Below are 23,663 nucleotides of genomic sequence, written 5' to 3' on the forward strand. Positions count from 1 at the left end.
GTACGGTACTTAACTATTGAATATGAGAAAGCTATATTTACCCATACTGCTCCTGTCGGCAGGAGTTACTTCCCTCTTTTCACAAGAAATAGAACAGGCCGTCCGGGAGCGGTTGCAAACCTTCTTCCAAGCATATGCCCCTGCCGATGTCAATATCGGTACATGCCGGCTCGACAGCGTACGCGTAGACTTCCGCCGAAAAACCATCAGCATCTACGCCGATGATAAATTCTCCTACCAGCCCTTCCGGCCTGAAACGGTGGAAAAGACTTACCGGGACATCAAGAAGATACTCCCCGGCCCCGTTACCTATTTCGACATCACCGTCTTTACCGGCGGACGTTCCATCGGCGACCTTATCCCCAACGCATACAGAAACGGAAAGAAAGATAAAAACCGCCTGTTTACGGACATACATTACAAAGGCGCCCCCTGGGTGACCCGCGCATCCCGTCCCTTTGAAATAACCCGGGGACTGGAAGGACGGCACATCGCCCTGTGGCAAAGTCACGGAAGGTACTACATCAACAGCAAGGACAAATGGGGCTGGCAGCGTCCCCGCCTGTTCTGTACCTCCGAAGACCAATTCACGCAATCGTTCATCCTCCCCTACCTCATCCCGATGCTGGAGAATGCGGGAGCCAACGTATTCACCCCTCGCGAACGCGACACGCAGAAACGGGAAATCATCGTAGACAACGACGGCAACCGGAACGGTACAAACTCCCTCTATCTCGAAGTGAAAAGCAGGAAAGCACGTTGGGAAAAGACCTCTCTGCCGGGATTTGCACAGCGGAAGCGCATCTATGCGGAAGGAGAAAACCCTTTCCTTGACGGCACGGCACGCTTCGCGCAGACCGAAAAGAAGAAAAACAAAGCCTTCGCCGAGTGGGTTCCCGATATTCCGGAAACCGGAGAATACGCCGTATACGTTTCCTATCAGAGCCTGCCGAACAGCGTGAGCGATGCCAAATACCTCGTATTCCACAACGGCGGTGTCACAGAGTTTAAAGTTAACCAGCGCATTGGCGGCGGCACATGGGTATACCTCGGTACTTTTACTTTCGACAAAGGAAGCAATGACTACGGTATGGTGGTATTGAGCAATGAAAGCCGGGAGAAAGGAGTGGTATGCGCCGATGCCGTACGTTTCGGCGGCGGCATGGGCAACATTGCGCGCGGCGGCAAAACCAGCGGTCTGCCCCGCTATCTGGAAGGCGCCCGTTACTCCGCGCAATGGGCGGGTATGCCCTATCCCGTATATGCCGGATACAAAGGCAAGGACGACCTCTCGGACGACATCAATGTACGTTCGCGTGCCATCAACTATCTGTCGGGCGGCTCCGTATTCAATCCCGGCGAACAGGGATTGGGAGTACCGTTTGAAATGAGCATGGCACTGCACAGCGATGCCGGCTTCAAGACCGACGACCGGATCGTAGGAACACTCGGCATCTATACCACCGATTTCAATAACGGCGAATTGGCGGCGGGAACAGACCGTTACGCCTCGCGCGACCTTGCCGACCTGTTCCTCACCCGCTTGCGGCAAGACATCCGTTCCATTTTCAATACGGACTGGACACGCCGCAGCATGTGGAACCGCAATTACAGCGAAACCCGCCTACCCGCCGTTCCTTCCGCAATCGTGGAGATTCTCTCGCACCAGAACTTTGCGGACATGCGTTTGGGACACGACCCCAATTTCAAGTTCACGGCCAGCCGCGCCCTGTACAAATCCATCCTGCAATATATCTGCACGCAGCATAAGAAAGAATACGTTGTGCAGCCCTTGCCCGTCAGCAATTTCGCCATCCGCTTCGGCAAGAAGAAAAATACGCTGGAGCTTTCCTGGAAAGGAGTGAACGACCCACTGGAACCCACCGCCACACCCCGCGAATACATTGTCTACACACGTATCGGACGGGGCGGATTTGACAACGGCGTACGTGTAAACAATCCGTTCCATACCGTAAAGATAGAACCGGGCATCGTCTATTCTTTCAAAGTAACGGCAGTGAACCGGGGTGGAGAAAGCTTCCCGTCCGAAATCCTCGCGGCCTACAAGTCCGAACACGAAAAGGCGCGTGTACTTATCATCAACGGCTTCGACCGCATCAGTGGTCCCGCTGTGGTAAACACGCCCGACGAAGCGGGATTTGACATGGTTCAAGACCCCGGCGTACCTTATCTATACGATATATCCCTCTGCGGCATCCAGCAGAACTTCAACCGTAAAGAAGCCGGAAAACGTTTGGGAGAAAGCGGCAATGAATATGAAGGCATGAAAATAGCCGGGAACACCTTCGACTACCCCTTTATGCATGGCAAAGCCATACAGGCGGCAGGCGGCTACAGCTTCACTTCATGCAGTGACGAAGCTGTGGAAAGCGGCAGTGTGGCATTGGAAGACTATCCGATAGCAGACTATATTCTGGGATTGGAAAAAGCGGACGGCAACCTGTCACGGACAGCCTATTACAAAACTTTCTCCTCGCCCATGCAGCGCGCCTTGGCAGCCTACTGCCGGTCGGGCGGCAACCTGTTGGTCAGCGGCGCCTACATAGGCAGCGACATGAACGATTCGCAAGGCAACCGGGAATTTACCCAAAACGTCCTGAAATACCGCTTCGGTAACAGTTTACAGACATCCGGCGGGCAAATCGGCATACAAGGCTTGGGGCGCAGCCTCAGCATCCCCCGTCTGCCCAACGAGCAGGCCTATCCCGTAACGGCCCCCGACTGTATCCTGCCTATGGCAACCGCTTTTCCAGTCATGACCTATGCAGACGGGAACCAACCGGCCGCCATAGCCTATAAAGGTAACGACTACCGTACTTTCGTCATGTCATTTCCCTTTGAAAGCATTCGGGAAGAAGCAAACAGAACAGCGGTTATGGCATCCATACTGCACTTCTTTACGGCAGATAATACGGGTATGAACAGATAATAACGACAATCTTGATAAATAATCTGTGGAAATATGCATAATCTGTGGTGAAAAACTTATCTTTGCTTTTACAGAAAACATCGATTACTAAACATTAATCATTAAAACATTAACGCCATGTACACTATACAAGCCAATCCCAGCGGAACCCGCAACCTGGAAATATCGGAAGAGAATCTCGCCACCATCGAGAAATACGGCCTCTTCCGTCATCTCATCGACAGCAACGGCATCGTGGACGAAACCGTGCTCGACAAGCTCAAGCTGAATATCCGTTCCCTCATCGCCGCTCAGGAAGAAGACAGTAAAGACCTGCTCGACCTCTGCATCGACGTTATCTATCACAACAACATGAAAGCCTTCGGGCTGCAGCAGCTTATCAAGCTCTACCTGCAATGGCTTTCCCGGCAAGAAACCATAGAAGAGGAAGAAGATAAATGAAAACCATCGACACACGCGGACAGAAGCTTTACAGCCCTCTCATCCCCGCCGTAAAGGCCATGTGCGAAGCCGGGAAAGGCGAGAAACTGGAAATCATTATGGACGACGCAACCGCCTTTAATGACCTCAAGGAGTATCTCGCCGAACAGCAAATCGGCTTCCGTGAGATTTATGACGGAGAGGAAATGCTGGTGCAGTTCTGTAAGTAATTAAAACTTTCCGTATCTTTGCACCCATGAAAGAATACAGACTGACTGATTGGTTGCCTACAACCAAGAAAGAAGTGGAACTTCGCGGGTGGGATGAACTGGACGTTATTTTGTTCAGCGGTGACGCGTATGTAGACCATCCATCGTTCGGGGCAGCCGTCATAGGGCGCATACTCGAAGCGGAAGGACTGCGTGTGGCGATTATTCCCCAACCCAACTGGCGAGACGACTTACGGGATTTTAAGAAACTGGGGCGTCCCCGCCTCTTCTTCGGCGTCAGCGCAGGCTGTATGGACAGTATGGTCAATAAATACACCGCCAACAAACGTCTGCGCAGCGATGATGCCTATACTCCCGACGCACGTCCGGACATGCGCCCCGAATATCCCTCGATTGTCTATACCCAAATCCTTAAAAAACTATATCCCGATGTGCCCGTCATATTGGGCGGTATCGAAGCGAGCATGCGCCGGCTGACGCATTACGACTATTGGCAAGACCGCGTGCGTCCCAGCATTCTTGCGGACAGCGGCGCCGATGCGTTGACGTACGGTATGGGTGAGAAACCCATTGTGGAGCTTGTAAGAAGATTAAAGCGGCAGCAACCTATTCTCGACATCCCCCAACTGGCTTATCTTACTAAAGAAGTGCAGCCGCAGGAAGGGGACATCACCCTTTTCTCGCACGAAGAATGCCTGAAAGACAAGAAGAAACAGGCCGCCAATTTCCGCCATATCGAAGAAGAGAGCAATAAATACGCCGCATCGCGCATCCTGCAGACCGTAGGCAGGCAAACCGTCGTTGTCAATCCGCCTTACCCGCCCCTGACGGAAGCGGAACTCGACCGTTCTTTCGACCTCCCCTATACCCGCCTTCCACATCCCAAATACAAGGGAAAGCGCATACCCGCATACGATATGATTAAGTTCTCCGTCAACATCCATCGCGGATGTTTCGGCGGTTGCGCTTTCTGTACCATCTCGGCGCATCAGGGCAAGTTTATCGTCAGCCGCAGCAAGGAAAGCATCTTGAAGGAAGTAAAGGCCGTAATGGAATTACCGGACTTCAAAGGGTATCTCAGTGATTTGGGCGGCCCCTCCGCCAATATGTACAAGATGCGGGGACGCAATGAAGCCGTATGCAAGAAATGCAAACGCCCGTCGTGCATCCACCCCAAAGTGTGCCCTAACCTGAACACAGACCACAGCCCGCTACTCGATATTTATCATGCGGTAGACAGTCTGCCGGGCATCAAAAAGTCATTCATAGGCAGCGGTGTGCGCTACGACTTGCTGCTGCACCAAAGCAAAGACCCCAAAACCAACAAAAGCACGCAGGAATATACCCGCGAACTCATAGCCCGTCATGTAAGCGGCCGCCTTAAAGTCGCGCCGGAACACACCTCGGAACGCGTGCTCGACATCATGCGCAAACCGCCGTTCAGCCAGTTCGGAGAGTTCAAAAAGATATTCGACCGAATCAATCGTGAAGAAGGCCTGCGGCAGCAGCTCATCCCCTACTTCATCTCCAGCCACCCAGGCTGCAAGGAAGAGGACATGGCGGAACTTGCCGTCATTACCAAGCGTCTGGACTTTCATCTGGAGCAGGTACAGGACTTTACTCCCACCCCCATGACCGTCGCCACCGAAGCGTGGTACACAGGTTTCCACCCCTATACCCTGGAACCCGTGTTCAGCGCCAAAACACAACGCGAGAAACTGGCGCAGCGTCAGTTCTTCTTCTGGTACAAACCCGAAGAACGGAGAAATATCATCAATGAACTGCGGCGGATAGGACGGAAGGACTTGATTGACAAACTGTACGGGAAATAGGAAGATACGGACAAGTAAAGTACTCCGTCCCAATCTTCCCAACAACCGCTGTCAAACAGCGAATTGCCAACCATTCATAAAGAAGCACTCACACTCCCCGTATCAAGTACTCACTTCTTAGGAGAAAGGCTTGCTCATATAGGAAATAAGCCGTATCTTTACGCTCAAGATGAACATCTTTAGGTTAAAGACCGCCATCTCCAGCCTAAAGATACATATCTTTAAACTGAAGATACAGTTTAAAGCATAGGTTAAGTCTCCCCGGTAAGCAAGTCCGCCTACTTTCGTCCCTACCCCATGCCACTTCTTCCTTAGCCCCATGCAGGACGGACATCCATCACCGAATTATCAACCCGTAAACAACAAAAAACATCATGGCAGAATATCAAATGCAGACCTCTAATCTTCCCAACGAAGACGGTGAAAAAATACTCTTCCCCCGTATCAAGATTTGGGGACAGGTAGATTTGGACTACCTTGCCCAACGCATCAACTACGCCAGTACCTTTACTCCCGGCGACATCATCGGACTGGTAAAATCACTCACCCAGGCCATAGCCCGTGAAATGGGCGAAGGACACTCGGTGAAAGTGGACGGACTGGGTGTATTCACTCCCTCGTTAGGGTTGCGCGAAGGTTTTGAACGGGAAAGCGCCGAACAGGGCGGACAAAAACGCAACGTAAGAAGTATCTGTGTAGATAACATCAACTTCCGTGCAGACAAGGATTTCATCTACGAGACAGGACGAAGTTGCATACTGGACCGCTCTAAATGGAAGTTCCGGCACTCCTCCTCACGCTACACCGCCGGACAACGGCTGAAACTGGCGCAAGACTATTTAGAGTCGCATCCGTTGCTGAAAGTAGGTGACTACTGCGAACTGACAGGACTACTGCGCAACGCCGCCGCACAAGAGCTGAAACAGTGGAGCGAAATGCCCGAAAGCGGAATCGGCCATACGGGCAGAGGGTCACACAAAATATATATCAAAGCAACAACAGACTGACCTATTCTTCCACCTGCATCGCCACAATCTCCTGTAACGCCGCCACAGCCTCTTCCACGGTAGTGACGTCTTTCACTACCATGCTCCGCTTGTTATTCTGCTCCCGCAGGTCGCAACGGCGGGTATATTTCATCATGTAGGCAATGACTTTGCCGAAAGCCTGACTCTGATAGTAAGGGCTGTCCGGATTGGAAACAAAGAACAGCGTCATGCGGCCGCCTTTGAGGAACACCTTTTCCGTTCCCAGACGTGCCGCAAGACGGCGCAGGGGAACGATACGGAGCAATTCTTCCGTCTCGGGGGGGATAGGTCCGAAACGGTCTTCGAGACGGGCGCGGAAAGCATCCACGTCCTTGTCCAGCGTCAGGCCGTCCAGTTCGCGATAGAGCAACATACGCTCGCTGCTGCCGGTGACGTAGGTGGCGGGCAGCAACAGCTCAAGGTCGCTCTCCACCTGGCATTCGTCTACAAATTGCTCACCGCTGATAGTACCGTCGCCTTTCAGCTCGTCGGCATAGAGGTCGGCAAACTCATCGGTCTTCAGCTCGTGCACGGCTTCGGACAATATCTTCTGATAGGTTTCGTAACCCAGGTCAGCAATGAAGCCGCTTTGCTCTGCGCCGAGCATATTACCCGCGCCGCGAATGTCGAGGTCCTGCATGGCGATGTGGATGCCGCTGCCTAAGTCGGAGAAGTTCTCGATAGCCTGCAAGCGGCGTTTGGCTTCCGGCGTAAGCGAGGACAAGGGGGGAGCCAGCAAATAGCAGAAAGCCTTTTTATTGCTGCGCCCCACACGGCCGCGCATCTGGTGCAGGTCGCTCAAGCCGAAATTCTGCGCCTGGTTGATGATGATGGTATTGGCGTTCGGTATGTCGATACCGCTCTCAATGATGGTAGTGGCGAGCAATACGTCATAATCATAGTTGACAAAGTCGAGAATAATCTTTTCCAGTTCGGCGGGTTCCATTTGCCCGTGACCGATGCAGACACGGCAATCGGGAATGTTGCGCTCTATCATCGCTTTCAGTTCGGAGAGATTGGAGATACGGTTGTTTACAAAGAACACCTGCCCGTTGCGGCTCATTTCGAAATTGATGGCATCGGTGATGATATCGTCGCTGAAAGTATGCACTTCCGTCTGAATGGGATAACGGTTGGGCGGCGGTGTCTGGATGACGCTCAAGTCGCGCGCGCCCATCAGGGAGAACTGCAAGGTACGGGGAATGGGCGTGGCGGTCATGGTCAGGGTGTCCACGTTCACTTTCAGTTGGCGGAGCTTCTCCTTGACGGAGACACCGAATTTCTGTTCTTCGTCGATAATCAGCAAGCCGAGGTCTTTGAACTTAACGTCTTTACCCAAAATGCGGTGGGTACCGATAAGGATATTCACCTCACCGTCCGCAAGACCCTTGACAACGGCCTTGGCCTGTGCCGCCGTCCGGGCGCGGCTCAGATATTCCACACGGCAGGGCAGGCCTTTCAGGCGCTCCTTGAAAGTCTGGAAATGCTGATAGGCAAGAACGGTGGTGGGAACGAGGACGGCCACCTGCTTGTTGTCCGCCACCGCCTTGAAAGCGGCACGCACGGCAACCTCGGTCTTGCCGAAGCCTACGTCGCCGCATACCAGCCGGTCCATGGGGCGGGCGCTTTCCATATCCGCCTTTACGTCGGCGGTCGCCTTGCTTTGGTCGGGGGTATCCTCGTAAATGAAAGACGCTTCCAGCTCCCGTTGCAGGAAACTGTCGGGGCTGTATTGAAAACCTTTCTCCTCGCGCCGTTGCGAATAGAGCTTTATCAGGTCGCGGGCTATATCCTTAATCTTGGTCTTGGTACGGTCTTTCAGTTTCTCCCATGCGCCGGTACCCAGCTTGTTGAGACGGGGAGCTTCGCCTTCTTTGCCTTTGTACTTGGAAACCTTATGCAAAGAATGGATGGAGACAAAGACCACATCGTCATTCTGATAGACCAGACGCATCACTTCCTGCGTCGTATCTCCGTTGGGAATACGCACCAATCCCGTAAAACGTCCCACGCCGTGGTCGGTATGCACCACGTAATCTCCGGGAGTAAACTGATTCAACTCTTTCAGGCTCAAAGCCACCTTGCCGCTGCGGGCTTTATCGCTTTTCAGGTTGTATTTGTGAAAACGGTCGAACAACTGGTGGTCGGTAAAGATGCAGAGACGCAGAGTATCGTCGGCAAAGCCCTCGTGCAAGGTACGCTCAACGGGGGTAAAGGAGATGTTATCTCCCCGGTCTTCAAAGATAGCGCGGATACGGTCGGTTTGTTTCAGGCTGTCACTGCATATATAGAGGGTATAGTTGCGCGCCAGGTAGTCCTGGAAGCTTTCCGCCACCAGGTCGAAATTCTTATGGAAGATAGGTTGCGCTGCGGTACTGAATGATACTGTCGCGTCCGGTGTTCCGGTAGGCTTCGTTCCGAATTCCATGCGGCGGAAATCGAGGGCGCGCAAGGTAAACTCTCCCCCGTCAATCAACTTTCCTTCCAGAGATATCGCACCGTTTTCCTCGGCTTCGCGGGCGGCAATGGCCGCGGCGGTCAGCGATTCGTCGTGAACGGCCTGAATACGCTCGCGCAGCCAGAGGAAATCACGCATCGCCAGCAAGGTGTCCGGCCGGAGAAAGTCCAGGAAAGATACCATGCCGCCATTGCCGCCCTGCTCCAGGCTACGGCTCAAATCGGGGACAATGACGATATCCTCTTTCTTCTCTTTGGAAAGCTGGCTCTCCACCTCAAACGTACGGATGCTCTCCACCTCATCTCCGAAGAAATCGATACGGAAAGGACATTCGGAAGAAAAGGAAAAGACATCGATGATACTGCCGCGCACGGCATATTGCCCCGGCTCGTACACATAATCCACGTACTCGAAGCCGTAGCTGCGCAGCACTTCCGTCACGAAGTCCATATCCACCTTTTCGCCCGTATGGAGTTTCAAGGTTTTATCTCCCAGCTCCTTACGGGAAACGACTTTTTCCGCCAGCGCATCCGGGCTGGTAACCACGCAAAGCCCTTCCTCGCCTTTCTGCAGGCGGCTCAGCACTTCCGTGCGGAGAATCTCGTTGGCGGCATCTTTCTGTCCGTACTTTATGGCGCGGCGGAAGGAAGAGGGGAAGAACAACACCCGTTCGGCTCCCAAAATCTGTGTCAGGTCGTGATAGAAATACCCGGCTTCTTCCAAATCGCCGAGAATAAAGACAAACGGACATTCAGCCCGCTGTACCAGCACGGACGAAAACAGCGAAGCGGCAGAAGCGCACAGGCCGCTGCAGTAGAGGTGACGGACGGAATTGTTCTTTAGCAGCCTGCACATGCCTTCTACATTGGGATGGGCGGCGTATAATTGTTGCAGTTCGGTAATAATCATTGTTACGGTGAATTTCCGTTGCAAAAATACATAAATAATCCTTAGTTCTATCTGTAAGTAATAGAAAAGCACTACATTTGCTCCCATTAATAAGCCCCATATATTTTCAATGAATATGCAGACATCAGACAGTATTGTCATCATCCCTACCTACAACGAACGGGAAAACATCGAGAATATCATCCGTGCCGTTTTTGCCCTGGAGCACGGATTCCACATACTTATTATCGAAGACGGTTCGCCCGACGGTACTGCCGCTATCGTAAAAGACTTGCAACGGGAGTTTTCCGACTGCCTGTTTATGGTGGAGCGTAAGGGAAAGCTGGGACTGGGTACGGCCTACATAGCCGGATTCAAATGGGCGTTGCAACGCGACTATGAATATATATTCGAAATGGATGCCGACTTCAGCCATAACCCCAAAGACCTGCCCCGCCTCTACCAAGCCTGCGCCGAAGAAGGGGCGGATGTGGCTATCGGCTCGCGCTACGTCAGCGGCGTGAATGTGGTGAACTGGCCTATGGGACGTGTGCTCATGTCTTATTTCGCTTCCAAATATGTACGTATCATTACGGGGCTCCCCATTCACGATACTACCGCCGGCTTTGTGTGCTACCGCCGCAGGGTATTGCAGACCATCAATCTGGACGGCATCCGCTTTAAAGGCTATGCTTTCCAAATAGAGATGAAGTTCACCGCCTACAAGTGCGGAGCGGATGTGAAGGAAGTACCGGTTATCTTCATCAACCGGGAACTGGGAACGTCCAAGATGAACAGCAGCATTTTCGGAGAAGCCGTGTTCGGAGTAATCCGGCTGAAATGGGACAGTTGGTTTCATAAATATCCAAACTTGAAAAACTAAAGATATGAAAAGAACGCTGATACACAATGCGACGATTGTCAACGAAGGACAGTCTATCCAAGGTTCGGTAGTGATAGAAAACGGACGCATCGCCGAAGTTCTTACCAACTGGAAACCGCTCTCCGCCCCTTGTGAAGAAGTAATCGATGCAACAGGCTGCTACCTGCTGCCCGGCATCATCGACGACCACGTGCATTTTCGCGACCCGGGCCTTACCCACAAAGCGGATATCCTGACGGAAAGCCGTGCGGCTGCCGCCGGCGGGGTGACTTCCATTATGGATATGCCCAACACCAATCCGCTGACCGTAACGCTGGATGCCCTGAATGCCAAGTTCGACCTGCTGAATGAGAAATGTATCGTCAACCACTCCTGCTATTTCGGCGCAACCAACGATAACTATACGGAATTTGACAAGCTGGACAAGCATCGCGTTTGCGGCATCAAGCTGTTTATGGGTTCCAGTACCGGTAATATGCTGGTGGACAAAATGAACAGCCTGCTGAAAATATTCAATGGTACGGATATGCTGATTGCCGCTCATTGCGAAGACCAGGAAACGATAAAAGCCAATATCGAGAAATACAGGCAAAAATACAAAGGAGCGGATGACATTCCTGTCAACGCCCATCCCGGTATCCGTTCCGTTCCGGCCTGTTACGCATCTTCCGAGCTGGCCGTCCGTCTGGCGAGAATTGCCGGAGCGCGCCTGCATATTCTGCACGTATCCACGGCCAAAGAGCTGCAACTGTTTAGTGACGAGCCTCTGGAAGACAAGAATATCACATCCGAAGCATGCGTGGCGCATTTGCTCTTTACACTGGCGCACTATAACAGTCTGGGCGCACGCGTAAAATGTAACCCCGCCGTCAAACGGAAAACAGACCGGGAAGCTCTGCGGGCTGCCGTCAACTCAGGGCTGATTGACGTTATCGCCACCGACCACGCTCCTCATCTGTTGAGCGAGAAAGAAGGCGGAGCGCTGAAAGCGATGTCAGGTATGCCTATGATACAATTCTCTCTTGTCAGCATGTTAGGGCTGGTGGATGAAGGTGTTTTCTCACTGGAAACGGTTGTACAGAAAATGTGTCATGCGCCTGCCCGAATATACGGTATTTGCCAACGCGGATATATCCGTGAAGGCTATCAGGCGGACTTAGTGCTGGTACGCCCCGACTCTCCCTGGGAAGTTACCGCCGACAAGATTCTGAGCAAATGCGGCTGGAGCCCTTTAGAGGGACATACGTTCAACTGGAAAGTAGAAAAAACGTTTGCCAACGGACACCTTATTTATAACGGCGATATGGTAGACGATTCTTATCGCGGTGAAGAGCTGAGATTCGATTATCCGTCGGCGGGAGCGTAATACATAACCGATTCAGAGAATAAATAAATGTTGAAATATTGAAATTTAATTTATATCAGTAGCAATGAATGTATATAAGTAACGATGAGTGTATATAGGTAACAATAATGTAGCGTAACCTAAGGCTGAAAGCCTTTTTATCTTATAGCCCGGGGTAACACCCCGGGAATAAATGTTCCCGACATTCTGCGCCCTGAAAGGGCAAAAGATTAATCTGCAAATATATTGCCCTTACAGGGCGCAATGTTATTCATATTCACGTTCCCGGGGTGTTACCCCGGGCTATAAGATAAAAAGGCTTTCAGCCTTAGGTTACGCTACATTATTGTTACTTATATACACTCATTGTTACCGATACAAATTAAATCTAAACATTTACTTATTTACTTAACTTATTATATATACATTATCAACACTTATTATATATACATTATCCATTGTCAACCATCAATTATAAAATACATGAAGTAAGTCCCTACATCAACTGGATTTATTTTTTCCATGCCTGGGGCTTTCAACCCAAGTTTGCGGCAATAGCCGATATCCACGGTTGCGATTCCTGCCGTGCCATGTGGCTTGCGGCTTTTCCTCAAGAAGAGCGTGCCAAAGCCGCCGAAGCCATGCAACTGTTTAAGGAAGCCAACAGAGTACTCAACCGATTGGATGAGGTAATTACGGTGCAATGCATTTACAGGTTGTGCAGCGCCAATGCGGAAGGGGACAATCTCCTTATCGAGGATACGGTATTCCCTCTGCTCCGTCAGCAGACCCCTCACCCGGACGGAAGTCCGTTTCTCTGCTTGAGCGATTTCATACGGCCTCTCTCGTCCAGGGTGGCAGACACGATAGGCCTTTTCGCATCTTCCGTCAGTGCGGAAAATGAAAACTACTACAAAGACGACCCTTACAAACATCTCCTCGTACAGACCCTGACAGACCGGCTTGCCGAAGCCGCGACAGAAAAGATGCACGAACATGTGCGCAAAGCGGTCTGGGGATATGCTCCCGACGAATCGCTTTCCATTCCAGACTTGCTGGCTGAGAAATATCAAGGTATCCGTCCGGCGGTAGGCTATCCTTCCCTACCCGACCAATCCGTAAACTTCATATTGGATGAACTGCTGGATATGAAACAGATAGGTATCACACTCACCGAAAACGGAGCCATGTATCCGCATGCTTCTGTATGCGGTCTTATGTTTTCACATCCCCGGTCACACTATTTCGCCGTAGGCAAGATTGGTGAAGACCAACTGGAAGATTATGCCCACCGACGCGGTAAGCCGATTGATGAAATGCGAAAGTTTCTTGCAGCCAACCTGAAGAGTTAAGAACCGGGAGTGTGATTTTCCGGTTTCCGTTACGACAAACAAATAAAAAGCGATTCGAGAAACAATACAATGGAAAATATAGAACAAGAGTTTATGTCCGTCATACGGGAATATGAGCGCGTCATCTATAAGGTGTGTTACCTGTACACCACTCCGAACGCGACTCTTAGCGACCTGTACCAGGAAGTAGTACTCAACATCTGGAAAGCTTTTCCTAAATTCAGAAAGGAATGTAAAGTCTCGACGTGGATTTACCGTATCGCCTTGAATACCTGTATCAGCTTCATACGGAAAGAAAAGAACATTCCGGAGATTGTAACCCTCACACAGGAAGCCGACCGCAGCGAAGAGGACGACGAGACACAAGCCATGTTACGGCAACTCTACCAGATGATAAACCGGCTGGGGCAACTGGAAAAGTCTATCATCCTGCTTTATCTGGAAGAGAAGAGTTATGAGGAGATTTCCGAAATCACCGGACTGACCGTAACCAATGTGGCTACCAAACTCAACCGTATTAAAGATAAACTGAAAAAGATGAACAAGGAGGAATAATATATGGAACTGGACGAACTGAAAAAATCATGGAATGCATTGGATGCACAGTTGCAAAAGGAACCTATCGCCGATGAAAAACAAATAAAGGAACTGCTTGCGAGCTATAAAACAAATACCCGGCGCAGCCTGAGGCGGCTCGTTGTCCTGCAACGCTTCTCGCTTGGAGTAGGTGCGGTGGGGCTGGCCGTCATCCTGCTGATATGGCTTTTGCTACCTACTTTCGGCTTCAATGAGCACTTGCAAAACAAGACTGCCATATTTCTGGCTTTCATCACCGTCACCATCCTCGGCGGTATGTGGTGGGACCGGAAAACTTATCTTTGGAACAGGAATACCCGGGTGGATGAGATGTCCGTAGCCGAAGTAAGCCGGCGCATGGCCACGTTCCGTTACTGGACCCGCTACGAAGTGTGGGCAGTGGCTGTCTGGGCCGTTATCTTCACCGCACTATTCTACTGGGTAATGGATTACTACACGATGCCTCTCATAGCGCAAGCCGCCATGCTGGGATTCTGCGTCATCTGGGACGTAATTCTTATTTATTTCATCTATAAAAAGGTTGTTTATAAGCATCTCGACAGTATTAAAAAGAATATAGAAGAACTCGAAGATATATGCACCGAATAACTCTTATACTCATTTTATTCCTGCTTCTGCCGGATATGTACATCTACCTGGTGTACATTGTAAAGAAAACGCGTAACATAGTCTGGCGCAGTACGTATTGGCTTCCCACCGCTATGTTGGTGGCCATATACATGTATTATATCTATATGACAGGGGATAATGCCCTTTCACATCATCCGCAAGGCATCGGCAGGCTGGCAGTGGCCGTGATGCTGTTTGCCGTTCCGAAAACGGTGTTCATGCTTTGCTCGCTGCTGGGTATATTGATGCGGGGAATCAGCCGGCTTCTGTCGCTCGTCATTTTCCGTACGCCGTTCAGAAGCCCCCGCTCTCCTTTCGTCGCACACCGGCTTCCTTACACACTGCTCGGATTGATATTGGGGGTAATCAGTTTTGCCAATATTCTTTACGGAGCCATTGCGGGTATCACACGCTTTGAGGTAAAGGATGTCGAGTATCGCTCGGCCAACATACCCAAAGGCTTTGACGGTTATCGCATCCTTCAGCTGTCGGATATACATATAGGCAGCTGGCTGGGGAATCCGGAAGCAGTCCGGCATTTGGTGAAACTGGTGAATGAGCAGAAAGCAGACCTTATTGTCTTTACCGGTGATTTGGTTAATCAGCAAAGCCACGAGCTGGACGGTTTCAAGGAGATACTTTCCCGGCTCCATGCTCCCGACGGAGTATATTCTATTCTCGGCAATCATGATTACGGGACTTACTACCGCTGGCGTAACCGAAAAGAGGAAACGGCCAATTTGGAGTATTTAATAGAACAGCAAAAAGAGATGGGCTGGAAAATGCTGAATAACGAACATGACATTTTATATCATAAGGGCGACAGCATAGCATTGATAGGTGTCGAGAACGATGGGGAGCCGCCTTTCTCACAATTCGCCGATTTGCCCAAAGCCATGCAGGGCACGGAAGGCATGTTCCGTATCCTGCTCAGCCACAACCCTACGCACTGGCGACGCGAAGTCCTGCCGGGCTCGGATATAGAGTTAACCCTTTCCGGACATACGCATGCCATGCAGATGGAAATGTTCGGACATTCGTTAGCTTCTCTCATCTACCCGGAATGGGCAGGCATGTACTACAAAGGCAAACGAGCCTTGTATGTCAATGTCGGCATAGGATACGTGGGACTGCCTTTCCGCTTCGGTGCATGGCCCGAAATCACCGTTATAAAATTAGTTAGCGAGAATGAGTGACAAAATCTAAAAAAGGTCTATCTTTGTGGCAATAAAATCCAAAACCTATGAAGATACTCTATAATATTTATCAGATTTGCTTTGCACTGCCTATATTATTGGTGCTGACTATTCTTACCGCACTGGTCACAATTGTCGGTTCCTTATTGGGTGGCGCTCATTTCTGGGGATATTATCCGGGTAAAATATGGTCACAACTGATTTGCTATCTCCTGCTTATTCCGGTAAAAATAAACGGACGGGAGAAGCTCCATAAACGTACTTCTTATGTATTTGTCCCCAATCATCAGGGTTCTTTCGATATTTTCCTGATTTATGGCTTTCTGGGAAGAAACTTTAAATGGATGATGAAGAAAAGCCTGCGTAAGATTCCATTCGTGGGCAAGGCTTGCGAAAGCGCCGGGCATATTTTCGTAGACCGTTCCAGCCCCCGGAAAGTACTGGCTACCATGCGTCAGGCAGAGGCTTCCTTAAAGAACGGAGTGTCATTAGTGGTATTCCCCGAAGGTGCACGCACATTCACCGGACATATGGGGTACTTCAAGCGAGGGGCTTTCCAATTGGCAGACGAACTGCAATTGGCGGTAGTGCCTGTGACAATTGACGGTTCGTTCGAGATACTTCCCCGTACCGGCAAGTGGATACACCGTCACCGCATGATACTGACGATTCATGAACCGATTGCTCCCAAAGGACAAGGGGCGGAGAATATCAAAGCGACTATGGCGGAAGCTTATACAGCGGTAGAAAGCGCATTGCCAGAACAGTATAGGGGGATGGTGAAGAATGAAGACCAGGACAAATTATGAGCAATAATTCATCCATATATACCCTCAAAAGTCATTATATTCCTAATTCCAAATGCTTTGGTCCGGACATTATCCCTTGCAAAGGGAGTTGTATGTATCCTAAAAGAAAAAGGGCTGTAGCAAAATTCAAACAGCAATTTACACCCAGCGATGAAAATTTATCTACCGAATTAAAAGAAAGAGAGAAAAAATTATTACCGACACAAGAAGACAACATTACTGATTTCATCAAAAACAATTCAGGACGATATATCAATTACTTAGATAAATAGCTGTAACCAAAGTTTCACAACGAGAGATTGTTGTAGTTTTTTATAAAACATCGGAAGATGAAACTAAAGAGCGAGGTTGAATTCAGTGATGAAGAATAAAGAGTATACATATAACTTTCCACTTTTTTTCTTGCTTAAAAACGTTCTTTTCTATACCCTTTTCTAAGCTAAACAGAGTATAACCCCATTTCACTGCTATTTTCTAATATCAACAGACATTTCATAAGGACTATTTGTCACTTCATCATGACTATTTATTCAGTCAGTCTTCTTCTATAACCGTACTTTTGTGCGCAAAAGGAAAAAGAAAGTTTTAAAATAACAAGACAACAATTTATGATATGATGAGAAGAGAAAAACAAAGGTATGAGAAGCCTGCAATAAAATTCGTAGAAATAGACTTGAATAGTTGTATCGCAGTCCAAGCATCAGCCTATCCAGGTAGTAACAGCAGTATGCTGTGGGGTGAAAACAGTTATCAGGAGAAAGACGTTACAGCTGGAAGTACAGATTTAAGTAATACATGGGATACGGATTGGAACAGGCGTGATCGCTAATAATTAACAACAAAACGAAACAATTATTCAAATGGAAAAATTCAAATGGATGTACTTACTTGTTTTAGTAAGTGGATTAATATTAGGAGGATGCTCCTCTGAAAACGACATTATCGACAATATAGATGGAGAACCCGATATTGACAATACAGATAAAAGACCTGATTTTGATTTCTCCAAACTGACATGGACAAAAAGAACCATATCTTCTCAAATCGAAGCTGGCAACAATACAGATATTAGTACAAGAAGCGCTGAAGATATCGGTTTTGGTGGAAATCCTTCGAGTGTGCTTCCGGATGATCTAAACTATTATATTAATGTATATAATGAAGGAGTAAAAAATTATATAGAAGATGATTTTCTTGAACTCACATATGAAAACAATGAGATTATTTACTTTACGACTACTGCTACCAACAATGGAAAGCAGTATGTACTAATCAACAATATTCCAGATGTAACAGAAAATGCGGACTACCTTTACTTTGAAATTGGGGATAATATAAGTAGTGTTCCTGGCAATAGAATATTTTTCTTTACGACTTATAATTTAGCTGATAAAAAAAATGACTCTAAAATAAAATTGCCGAAAGCTATAGATGTTGACGGACAGGATTTATATTATAATGGGAATGGCTATGCAGAATATGGTGATAAACTATTTGCTACAGAAGGACTTTTTTTTATTAGGAACAGTGAAAACAGCGATAAAATAGACCTCTATTATTTAAATACAAATAATAGACCAGTACTTGCTGACGAATATAAAATAAAAATGAGGCGATTAACGGGAGTGATTACGATATACACAATAGTAATAGACCGTTATGAGGATAATACGCCTATAAGTATTACAGGAGTAGATGGTGGAACAACTACTGTTAGTGCTATTTCCCTTACAAATGATGCCTTGGCAGAAGCTTTTACTAAACTAAAAGAAACCCCTGAAGATTTTTTCTCCTCTGAAGAACTCGCAGCTAACAATAACGCTTTAAGAGACTTTATCTCAAACAAATTCGATCAAGGATATGGTGTAGACGACTACTTTATTCGTAAAAAAGTCATTGAGAATTTTCCTGTTGAATATGACTTCCTTGCCGCAACGGTAGACTACCAAACAACAGGTCCTCTCTATTTATGCAATCTGAACTTTCCTGCTTGGATGAATGAAAAATCAGTTTTTCATTGGGGTTCGGACGCTACAGAGCGAGAGTTTTATGGTGTAAGCAGTTCTTGTGATAATTATCCGTTCCTTCCTATTGGTCACTATTTGTCTCTTGACTATACTAACTCATTAATCATATACATGGGAATGTCAAAGCGAGACACGGAAAACACTACATACGCTCCGCCTTCACACTTATTACAAGTTAAGATTGCGATAAAAGAACAGGGGATATTGCTTCAGCCCAATATCAACCATAACATGTATGTTGTGTTCACAATCAAAGACATGGTTCAAATGTTGGTAAAAGCACAGATGAACGATGCGGTCGGCACTCCTTCCCCTACGACCCGTTCAGCCTTAGAAGAGCCTGTCTTAGAGTTGCCCTCAAACAGACTAATTTTCAAATAATCCAAATAATATTCAAAAGGCTACATCCGTCAACAGCGGTTTGCAGCCTTTTGAACATTTATTTTATTCCCAAACAACAGACGTAGACTATCCCACATAATGAAAGCCACCCTGAAACCCGACTTTATACTACACAGCATCGCCAACGAAAAAGTACTCATCGGTGCAGGCCAGCAGATTGACTTCTCCAAAATGCTAATGCTCAATGATACCGCTGCATGGATTATCGCAGAGCTCCAAAAACAGCCCGCCACACCGGAAGAACTCACTTTGAGATTAACAGAAATATACGATGTCAGCCAAGAAAAAGCGCAAAACGACATAGAAGAACTGCTCCGTCATTTAGAAGAACAAGGGATAGTAATCATTGAAGAATAAAGCAAGAACACAATCGCTGAAACAGCGTTCTTCCAAAGGTCTACTTTAGTCCCGCAAAGCAGACCTTTACAAGCATACACCCCTACCTTACAAACAGAACATACAATAATTTACAGTAAAATAGTTCAGTCAGGAAAGAGCTTTTTTGTTCGTAACAGAAAATAAGCTTCCCAGAGACAGAATCATTGCCCCTACATAATTCTACTGGAAAGACGACATTTTTCCAACCATTTCATTATCTTTGCAATATTCTAAGATAAAGTGCAATGATAATAGATTTCAAGATAAAGAACTTCAGGTCATACAAAGACGAAACCGAGTTTTCATTCGAGGCATTGGACATGGATTTCCGAAGTGAAAACACCACGGCTATCGAACTGGAGAACGGAGAAACAATTCGTTTGTTGAAGACAGCCGCAGTGTTCGGTGCCAACGCTTCCGGAAAAAGCAACCTTATTTGGGCATTGTACAGTTTGTCCCACATGGTGGCAGGTTCTTTGAAGTACGATGTCAACACCCCTATACCCTATACCCCCTACGTTCTTAACTCAAAAACAAGAAATCAACCTACGGAATTTACTATCAACTTCATTGTAGATAGAAAACAGTACCGATATGCAATAAAGTTCGATAAAGTTATCCATCAAGAAACTTTATCGACAATGAAATGCAATAAAGCCGAAAATATATTCAATGTCGAGGTAAACGAAGAAACACTACAAAGGCACGTATCAATCGGAACAAGTTGGGAAAGCACTTTATTGGATATTTCAAACGCCCAACTGCTGCCTAACCAATTGTTATTGTCCATGTTGGGAACAAGACAGGCAAACGGACTGCAAAACGTATATTCATTTCTCGCCACATTGCAGGCGCAGCCGGTAGGAGATGCCATCGACCTGAAGTTCAACAGTTTCGACGTTGCAGAACGGATATTGAAAAGCAACGATTCAAAGCTATTCCAAAGGCTACGCCGATTGATACATATTGCCGATATGGGGATTGAAGACATTACAATGCAAAAACATAGTGATACCGAGTTCAAATTCCCGGATTCGGTTTCAGACGATGTCAGACAAACATTTATCAAACAAAACAAGTGGGAATTTGGAATGGTACATAAAGTAGTGAACGATGAAGAGGCACTCAATGTCACGCTCCCGATGCAGTTTGAATCTACCGGAACAAAAAACTTCTTCGGCATAGGTGCCCGGGTACTTGACATCCTGGAAACGGGAGGTTTACTTGCTTATGACGAGATAAATATTGCCATTCATCCTGCCTTGTTCAAATTGATAGTATCGTTGTTCAACAATAATAAATCCAATCCTCATAACGCCCAGTTGCTATTTACCACCCACGATGCCTCCATTGCGGGAGACGGGATGTTGCGCGCCGACCAAATATGGTTTGCCGAAAAAGAAGACGGAGCTTCCCAGCTTTATTCTGCACAAGATTTCGATGACATAAGCATCAACATTCCGTTTGACAAATGGTACAAGTCCGGCAGATTTGGAGCTTTACCAAAATTCGGTAACATAGACTACATATTTGGAGATAATGGCACGCTGTAAACGAACAACACACAAAAACAACATCGTCATACTATGCGAAGGCTCGGACACGGAAGTAAAATATTTTTGCGACCTGAAAAGTTATGTTGAAGAACTGCATCCCGACAGCTTCTCCGATATTAAAATACTTCCGGTAGCCGATGAGATTATCAGGGAAAAGAAAGGAAGTAGACGCAAGAAGACATTACGGCAACCCATTCCAAGTCTGCATTCAGATAAACACTACTGGTGCAAATGGGAGCATACAGATGAAGAATATGAACTGTATAAAGCACAACCTACCCGATATGTACGTGAAACCCAACTGTATATGGAAGAAGACGGTTATGTAGAAGGTTGGGCTGTATTCGATAAGGATACATTTACCGACCACCAAACAGCCTTTAAGCTGGCTGAAGAGATTGAAGGGCTTCACATTGCATTCTCGTCGCATTGTTTCGAGGAATGGCTACTTTTACATTTTGAGAGGAATCCGCATCTTTTCAGCGCCTCCGTCTGCAAAAATGATGATAAAGACCGGGGATGCGGAACAAATGTACCTGGGGACTGCCACGGTACAGTATGCTTGGGTGGATATATACGCGAGAAAAGATATATACCCGATTATGCCAAAAGCCAAGAATCCATATTCACTACATATACCCTGCCACATATTCCTCTCTGTTATCTGAATGCGGCATGGACCAGAACATTATCCGACAATCCCCCATACGAATGTAATCCGTATACAAACATAGACATGTTGGTGAAACGGCTATCAGGTGATACCCGTATATTCCACTGGTATCACACAAACGAAAATATAGCATTATGCGGAACCACCATTCGTGTATCAATAGCCAATCGTACCGTCACTATCGAAAATACAGGAAACAGGGCATTGATTCTGAAAGCCGATACCTGCATGTTGTGCAACGAATATGCTGAAGTAACAAGAAGGCTATCCTTAGATATTTTGGAACCAAAAAGCAATAAAGAAATACAACTTGCGGAAAACGAATATTTTCTGCATTTAAGAGCAGGAAATGATTGGAGTTATATTCTCACCACCTCATCGCACTCCTCTGCCACCACCGGATGATGCGTAATAAAGATAAACGTCTTCCCCCCACAATCCCGGCGTAAATTCCCTAACAGCAATCGCTCCGTTTCCGAATCGAGTGCAGAGGTCGCTTCATCCAATAGCAGAATATGGCCCGGACGAAGCAGTGCACGGGCAATGGCAATACGCTGTGCCTGTCCCTCACTGAGTCCGCCGCCTTGTTCGGTCAGCAGAGTATCTATCCCATCCGGAAGTGAGAACACAAAATCGGCCACTGCCGTACGTAAAGCATGGTTCATGTCTTCTTCCGTAGCTTCAGGATTGCCCATCAAGAGGTTTTCACGAATAGTACCGCTAAACAGAGTATTCCCCTGGGGTACATAAGTAAAATTGCAGCGCGTGGACGGAGAAACGAGGCAAACCTCTTCCTGCAACTGTGAATGCGTACGAAGTACAATGCTCCCCTCTTCCGGCAGTGCAAGAGCAAGCAACATACGCACCAAGGTTGTTTTCCCTCTGCCGGTTTCCCCCATTACAGCCGTACAGCTACCCGCCGGAAACTTACAGGAAAAATGGCTGAATACAGGTGCCTCGCCTTCCACATAGCGAAACGTAATATTATCGATTTCCACATCGGGAGTTTCAGCAAAGCGCATACTTTCCTCACCGCTTTCTTCCGGCAACCGCTCCAGCTCTTCCAATCGGTCTATGGCCACAAATACCTGTGCAAAGGAAGGTATCAGCCGGGACAGGTCCAGCACAGGACGCTGTACTTTCCCCACCAGCTGAAGAAAAGCGGCCATTGTACCGAAAGTTATAGCCCCCGTACTGAGACTGACACTACCCCACAGAAAAGCGGTAAGATACCCTCCGGAAAAGGCCAACGATACAAAAGAACGTGCGGCAAGCGAAAAGCGTGTACGCCCCAGAACCTGATTGCGTAGCGTATCTTGCCACTCGTCCAGCTTACTGACACGGTTACCACTCTGCTCCAATGTCTTGATAACCGTCCTATGTTGCAAACTCTCCTGAATAACAGCCTGTATCAGGCTGTCACTTCTGCGAATTTTATGCGTATAGCGATGAATACGTTTCATATAATAACGGCTACCCAGCAGAAACAACGGAAAGACGGCTACCACAATCCACGGCAGAAACGGGTCTAAGTAACAAAAGAATAAAAAGGCCGCCAGCAACTGCACTCCGGTCACCACCAGTGATGGAAAAGACCCGGTAAGCAACCCCACTACTGATGAAACATCCTGCTCCACACGATTCACAATATCTCCGGTATGGAACCGTTCCAGTTCATTCCAGCGACTATGCAGCAGGCGGGTAAAAAGACGGCGTCTCAGCGTATTTCCCAGCTCAATCTGCATACGTATGCCCACCCAACTGTCAACAATATTACAAAGCAACTGCAATACAAGCAAAGCGACCAGCAACAGAGACGCCCCCGGCAAACTACCCGTAACCGTCTCCGTAGCAATATCTATCACATATTTAGACACCCCGATAAAGGCCAGGGAAAACAATACGGACAATGCTCCCAGCGCGCAGCTCACCAAAACCGCCCAACGCTGTCCGGCAGAAACTCTCCACAAATAGCAGATTTTATCTTTCAGATTCTTCCCTGTAAGAGCAGGTATCAAGTCTTCTTTCAT

General features: G+C 47.9%; 20 protein-coding genes. 18 read left to right on the forward strand and 2 right to left on the reverse strand.

Annotated elements, in window-relative coordinates:
- Positions 1-22: 22 nt before the first annotated feature.
- From BHV73_RS14190 to BHV73_RS14210, 5 genes are all read left to right on the forward strand, one after another.
- Positions 23-2,950, forward strand: coding sequence for a golvesin C-terminal-like domain-containing protein (locus BHV73_RS14190; RefSeq protein ID WP_195621687.1), 2,928 nt, complete (start codon positions 23-25; stop codon positions 2,948-2,950).
- A gap of 117 nt (positions 2,951-3,067) precedes the next feature.
- Complete coding sequence (locus BHV73_RS14195; RefSeq protein ID WP_009120564.1) at positions 3,068-3,391, forward strand: DUF8442 family protein; 324 nt, start codon at positions 3,068-3,070, stop codon at positions 3,389-3,391.
- Positions 3,388-3,600: a sulfurtransferase TusA family protein gene (locus BHV73_RS14200; RefSeq protein WP_009120563.1), complete on the forward strand. Its 213-nt coding sequence runs from the start codon at positions 3,388-3,390 to the stop codon at positions 3,598-3,600. The genes BHV73_RS14195 and BHV73_RS14200 overlap by 4 nt, the downstream gene beginning before the upstream one ends.
- 26 nt (positions 3,601-3,626) lie before the next feature.
- Positions 3,627-5,432 carry a YgiQ family radical SAM protein gene (locus tag BHV73_RS14205; RefSeq protein WP_009120562.1) on the forward strand — a complete coding sequence of 602 codons (1,806 nt, stop codon included), beginning with the start codon at positions 3,627-3,629 and terminating at the stop codon, positions 5,430-5,432.
- 374 nt (positions 5,433-5,806) lie between these two features.
- Entirely contained in the window at positions 5,807-6,439 is a 633-nt protein-coding gene (locus BHV73_RS14210; protein ID WP_009120560.1) for an HU family DNA-binding protein, read from the forward strand.
- 1 nt (position 6,440) lies between these two features.
- Here the strand turns inward: BHV73_RS14210 and mfd are convergent, their stop codons facing one another.
- Positions 6,441-9,827: a transcription-repair coupling factor gene (gene mfd / locus BHV73_RS14215; protein WP_039950187.1), complete on the reverse strand. Its 3,387-nt coding sequence runs from the start codon at positions 9,825-9,827 to the stop codon at positions 6,441-6,443.
- A gap of 109 nt (positions 9,828-9,936) precedes the next feature.
- On the opposite strand from mfd, the gene BHV73_RS14220 reads away from it, so the two are divergent.
- The 13 genes from BHV73_RS14220 (at position 9,937) to BHV73_RS14280 (ending at position 22,038) form a co-directional block, all read left to right on the forward strand.
- Positions 9,937-10,689 carry a polyprenol monophosphomannose synthase gene (locus BHV73_RS14220; protein ID WP_009120558.1) on the forward strand — a complete coding sequence of 251 codons (753 nt, stop codon included), beginning with the start codon at positions 9,937-9,939 and terminating at the stop codon, positions 10,687-10,689.
- A 4-nt stretch (positions 10,690-10,693) separates the two neighbouring features.
- Positions 10,694-12,055 (forward strand): dihydroorotase, encoded by a 1,362-nt coding sequence (locus BHV73_RS14225; RefSeq protein WP_087413077.1) that lies wholly within the window; start codon positions 10,694-10,696, stop codon positions 12,053-12,055.
- 437 nt (positions 12,056-12,492) lie between these two features.
- On the forward strand, positions 12,493-13,386 hold the full coding sequence (locus BHV73_RS14230; protein WP_087413440.1) for a vitamin B12 dependent-methionine synthase activation domain-containing protein: 894 nt from the start codon (positions 12,493-12,495) through the stop codon (positions 13,384-13,386).
- Between the two features lie 69 nt (positions 13,387-13,455).
- Positions 13,456-13,941: an RNA polymerase sigma factor gene (locus BHV73_RS14235; protein WP_087425725.1), complete on the forward strand. Its 486-nt coding sequence runs from the start codon at positions 13,456-13,458 to the stop codon at positions 13,939-13,941.
- Positions 13,942-13,944: 3 nt separating this feature from the next.
- Positions 13,945-14,571: a GtrA domain-containing protein gene (locus BHV73_RS14240; protein WP_087413442.1), complete on the forward strand. Its 627-nt coding sequence runs from the start codon at positions 13,945-13,947 to the stop codon at positions 14,569-14,571.
- Complete coding sequence (locus BHV73_RS14245; RefSeq protein ID WP_281960718.1) at positions 14,559-15,788, forward strand: metallophosphoesterase; 1,230 nt, start codon at positions 14,559-14,561, stop codon at positions 15,786-15,788. The genes BHV73_RS14240 and BHV73_RS14245 overlap by 13 nt, the downstream gene beginning before the upstream one ends.
- A 47-nt stretch (positions 15,789-15,835) precedes the next feature.
- Entirely contained in the window at positions 15,836-16,597 is a 762-nt protein-coding gene (locus BHV73_RS14250; protein WP_009120551.1) for a lysophospholipid acyltransferase family protein, read from the forward strand.
- 92 nt (positions 16,598-16,689) lie between these two features.
- Entirely contained in the window at positions 16,690-16,869 is a 180-nt protein-coding gene (locus tag BHV73_RS14255) for a hypothetical protein (protein ID WP_143269499.1), read from the forward strand.
- A gap of 341 nt (positions 16,870-17,210) precedes the next feature.
- Positions 17,211-17,426: a hypothetical protein gene (locus tag BHV73_RS14260; RefSeq protein WP_087413445.1), complete on the forward strand. Its 216-nt coding sequence runs from the start codon at positions 17,211-17,213 to the stop codon at positions 17,424-17,426.
- Positions 17,427-17,457: 31 nt separating this feature from the next.
- Positions 17,458-19,005 carry a hypothetical protein gene (locus tag BHV73_RS14265; RefSeq protein ID WP_286738653.1) on the forward strand — a complete coding sequence of 516 codons (1,548 nt, stop codon included), beginning with the start codon at positions 17,458-17,460 and terminating at the stop codon, positions 19,003-19,005.
- Positions 19,006-19,104: 99 nt separating this feature from the next.
- Positions 19,105-19,383 carry a PqqD family protein gene (locus BHV73_RS14270; protein WP_009120546.1) on the forward strand — a complete coding sequence of 93 codons (279 nt, stop codon included), beginning with the start codon at positions 19,105-19,107 and terminating at the stop codon, positions 19,381-19,383.
- 266 nt (positions 19,384-19,649) lie between these two features.
- Positions 19,650-20,957, forward strand: coding sequence for an AAA family ATPase (locus tag BHV73_RS14275; protein WP_087413448.1), 1,308 nt, complete (start codon positions 19,650-19,652; stop codon positions 20,955-20,957).
- Positions 20,944-22,038 (forward strand): RloB family protein, encoded by a 1,095-nt coding sequence (locus tag BHV73_RS14280; RefSeq protein ID WP_087413449.1) that lies wholly within the window; start codon positions 20,944-20,946, stop codon positions 22,036-22,038. Before BHV73_RS14275 ends, BHV73_RS14280 begins: the two co-directional genes overlap by 14 nt.
- Here BHV73_RS14280 and BHV73_RS14285 read toward each other — a convergent pair.
- Positions 21,993-23,663, reverse strand: a complete 1,671-nt coding sequence (locus BHV73_RS14285) for an ABC transporter ATP-binding protein (protein WP_241148722.1) — start codon at positions 23,661-23,663, stop codon at positions 21,993-21,995. The two genes, BHV73_RS14280 and BHV73_RS14285, sit on opposite strands and share 46 nt — an antisense overlap.

The organism is Bacteroides sp. 44_46, from assembly GCF_001915465.1.
Lineage (GTDB): Bacteria > Bacteroidota > Bacteroidia > Bacteroidales > Bacteroidaceae > Bacteroides > Bacteroides clarus.

Bases quoted from the DNA above. Each gene is read 5' to 3' on its own strand.
- BHV73_RS14245 (WP_281960718.1), top strand. From the start codon at position 14,559: ATGCACCGAATAACTCTTATACTCATTTTATTCCTGCTTCTGCCGGAT.
- BHV73_RS14280 (WP_087413449.1), top strand. From the start codon at position 20,944: ATGGCACGCTGTAAACGAACAACACACAAAAACAACATCGTCATACTA.
- mfd (WP_039950187.1), bottom strand. From the start codon at position 9,827: ATGATTATTACCGAACTGCAACAATTATACGCCGCCCATCCCAATGTA.
- BHV73_RS14250 (WP_009120551.1), top strand. From the start codon at position 15,836: ATGAAGATACTCTATAATATTTATCAGATTTGCTTTGCACTGCCTATA.
- BHV73_RS14195 (WP_009120564.1), top strand. From the start codon at position 3,068: ATGTACACTATACAAGCCAATCCCAGCGGAACCCGCAACCTGGAAATA.
- BHV73_RS14275 (WP_087413448.1), top strand. From the start codon at position 19,650: ATGATAATAGATTTCAAGATAAAGAACTTCAGGTCATACAAAGACGAA.
- BHV73_RS14205 (WP_009120562.1), top strand. From the start codon at position 3,627: ATGAAAGAATACAGACTGACTGATTGGTTGCCTACAACCAAGAAAGAA.
- BHV73_RS14220 (WP_009120558.1), top strand. From the start codon at position 9,937: ATGAATATGCAGACATCAGACAGTATTGTCATCATCCCTACCTACAAC.
- BHV73_RS14255 (WP_143269499.1), top strand. From the start codon at position 16,690: ATGTATCCTAAAAGAAAAAGGGCTGTAGCAAAATTCAAACAGCAATTT.
- BHV73_RS14240 (WP_087413442.1), top strand. From the start codon at position 13,945: ATGGAACTGGACGAACTGAAAAAATCATGGAATGCATTGGATGCACAG.
- BHV73_RS14190 (WP_195621687.1), top strand. From the start codon at position 23: ATGAGAAAGCTATATTTACCCATACTGCTCCTGTCGGCAGGAGTTACT.
- BHV73_RS14200 (WP_009120563.1), top strand. From the start codon at position 3,388: ATGAAAACCATCGACACACGCGGACAGAAGCTTTACAGCCCTCTCATC.
- BHV73_RS14285 (WP_241148722.1), bottom strand. From the start codon at position 23,663: ATGAAAGAAGACTTGATACCTGCTCTTACAGGGAAGAATCTGAAAGAT.
- BHV73_RS14270 (WP_009120546.1), top strand. From the start codon at position 19,105: ATGAAAGCCACCCTGAAACCCGACTTTATACTACACAGCATCGCCAAC.
- BHV73_RS14210 (WP_009120560.1), top strand. From the start codon at position 5,807: ATGGCAGAATATCAAATGCAGACCTCTAATCTTCCCAACGAAGACGGT.
- BHV73_RS14235 (WP_087425725.1), top strand. From the start codon at position 13,456: ATGGAAAATATAGAACAAGAGTTTATGTCCGTCATACGGGAATATGAG.
- BHV73_RS14225 (WP_087413077.1), top strand. From the start codon at position 10,694: ATGAAAAGAACGCTGATACACAATGCGACGATTGTCAACGAAGGACAG.
- BHV73_RS14260 (WP_087413445.1), top strand. From the start codon at position 17,211: ATGATGAGAAGAGAAAAACAAAGGTATGAGAAGCCTGCAATAAAATTC.
- BHV73_RS14265 (WP_286738653.1), top strand. From the start codon at position 17,458: ATGGAAAAATTCAAATGGATGTACTTACTTGTTTTAGTAAGTGGATTA.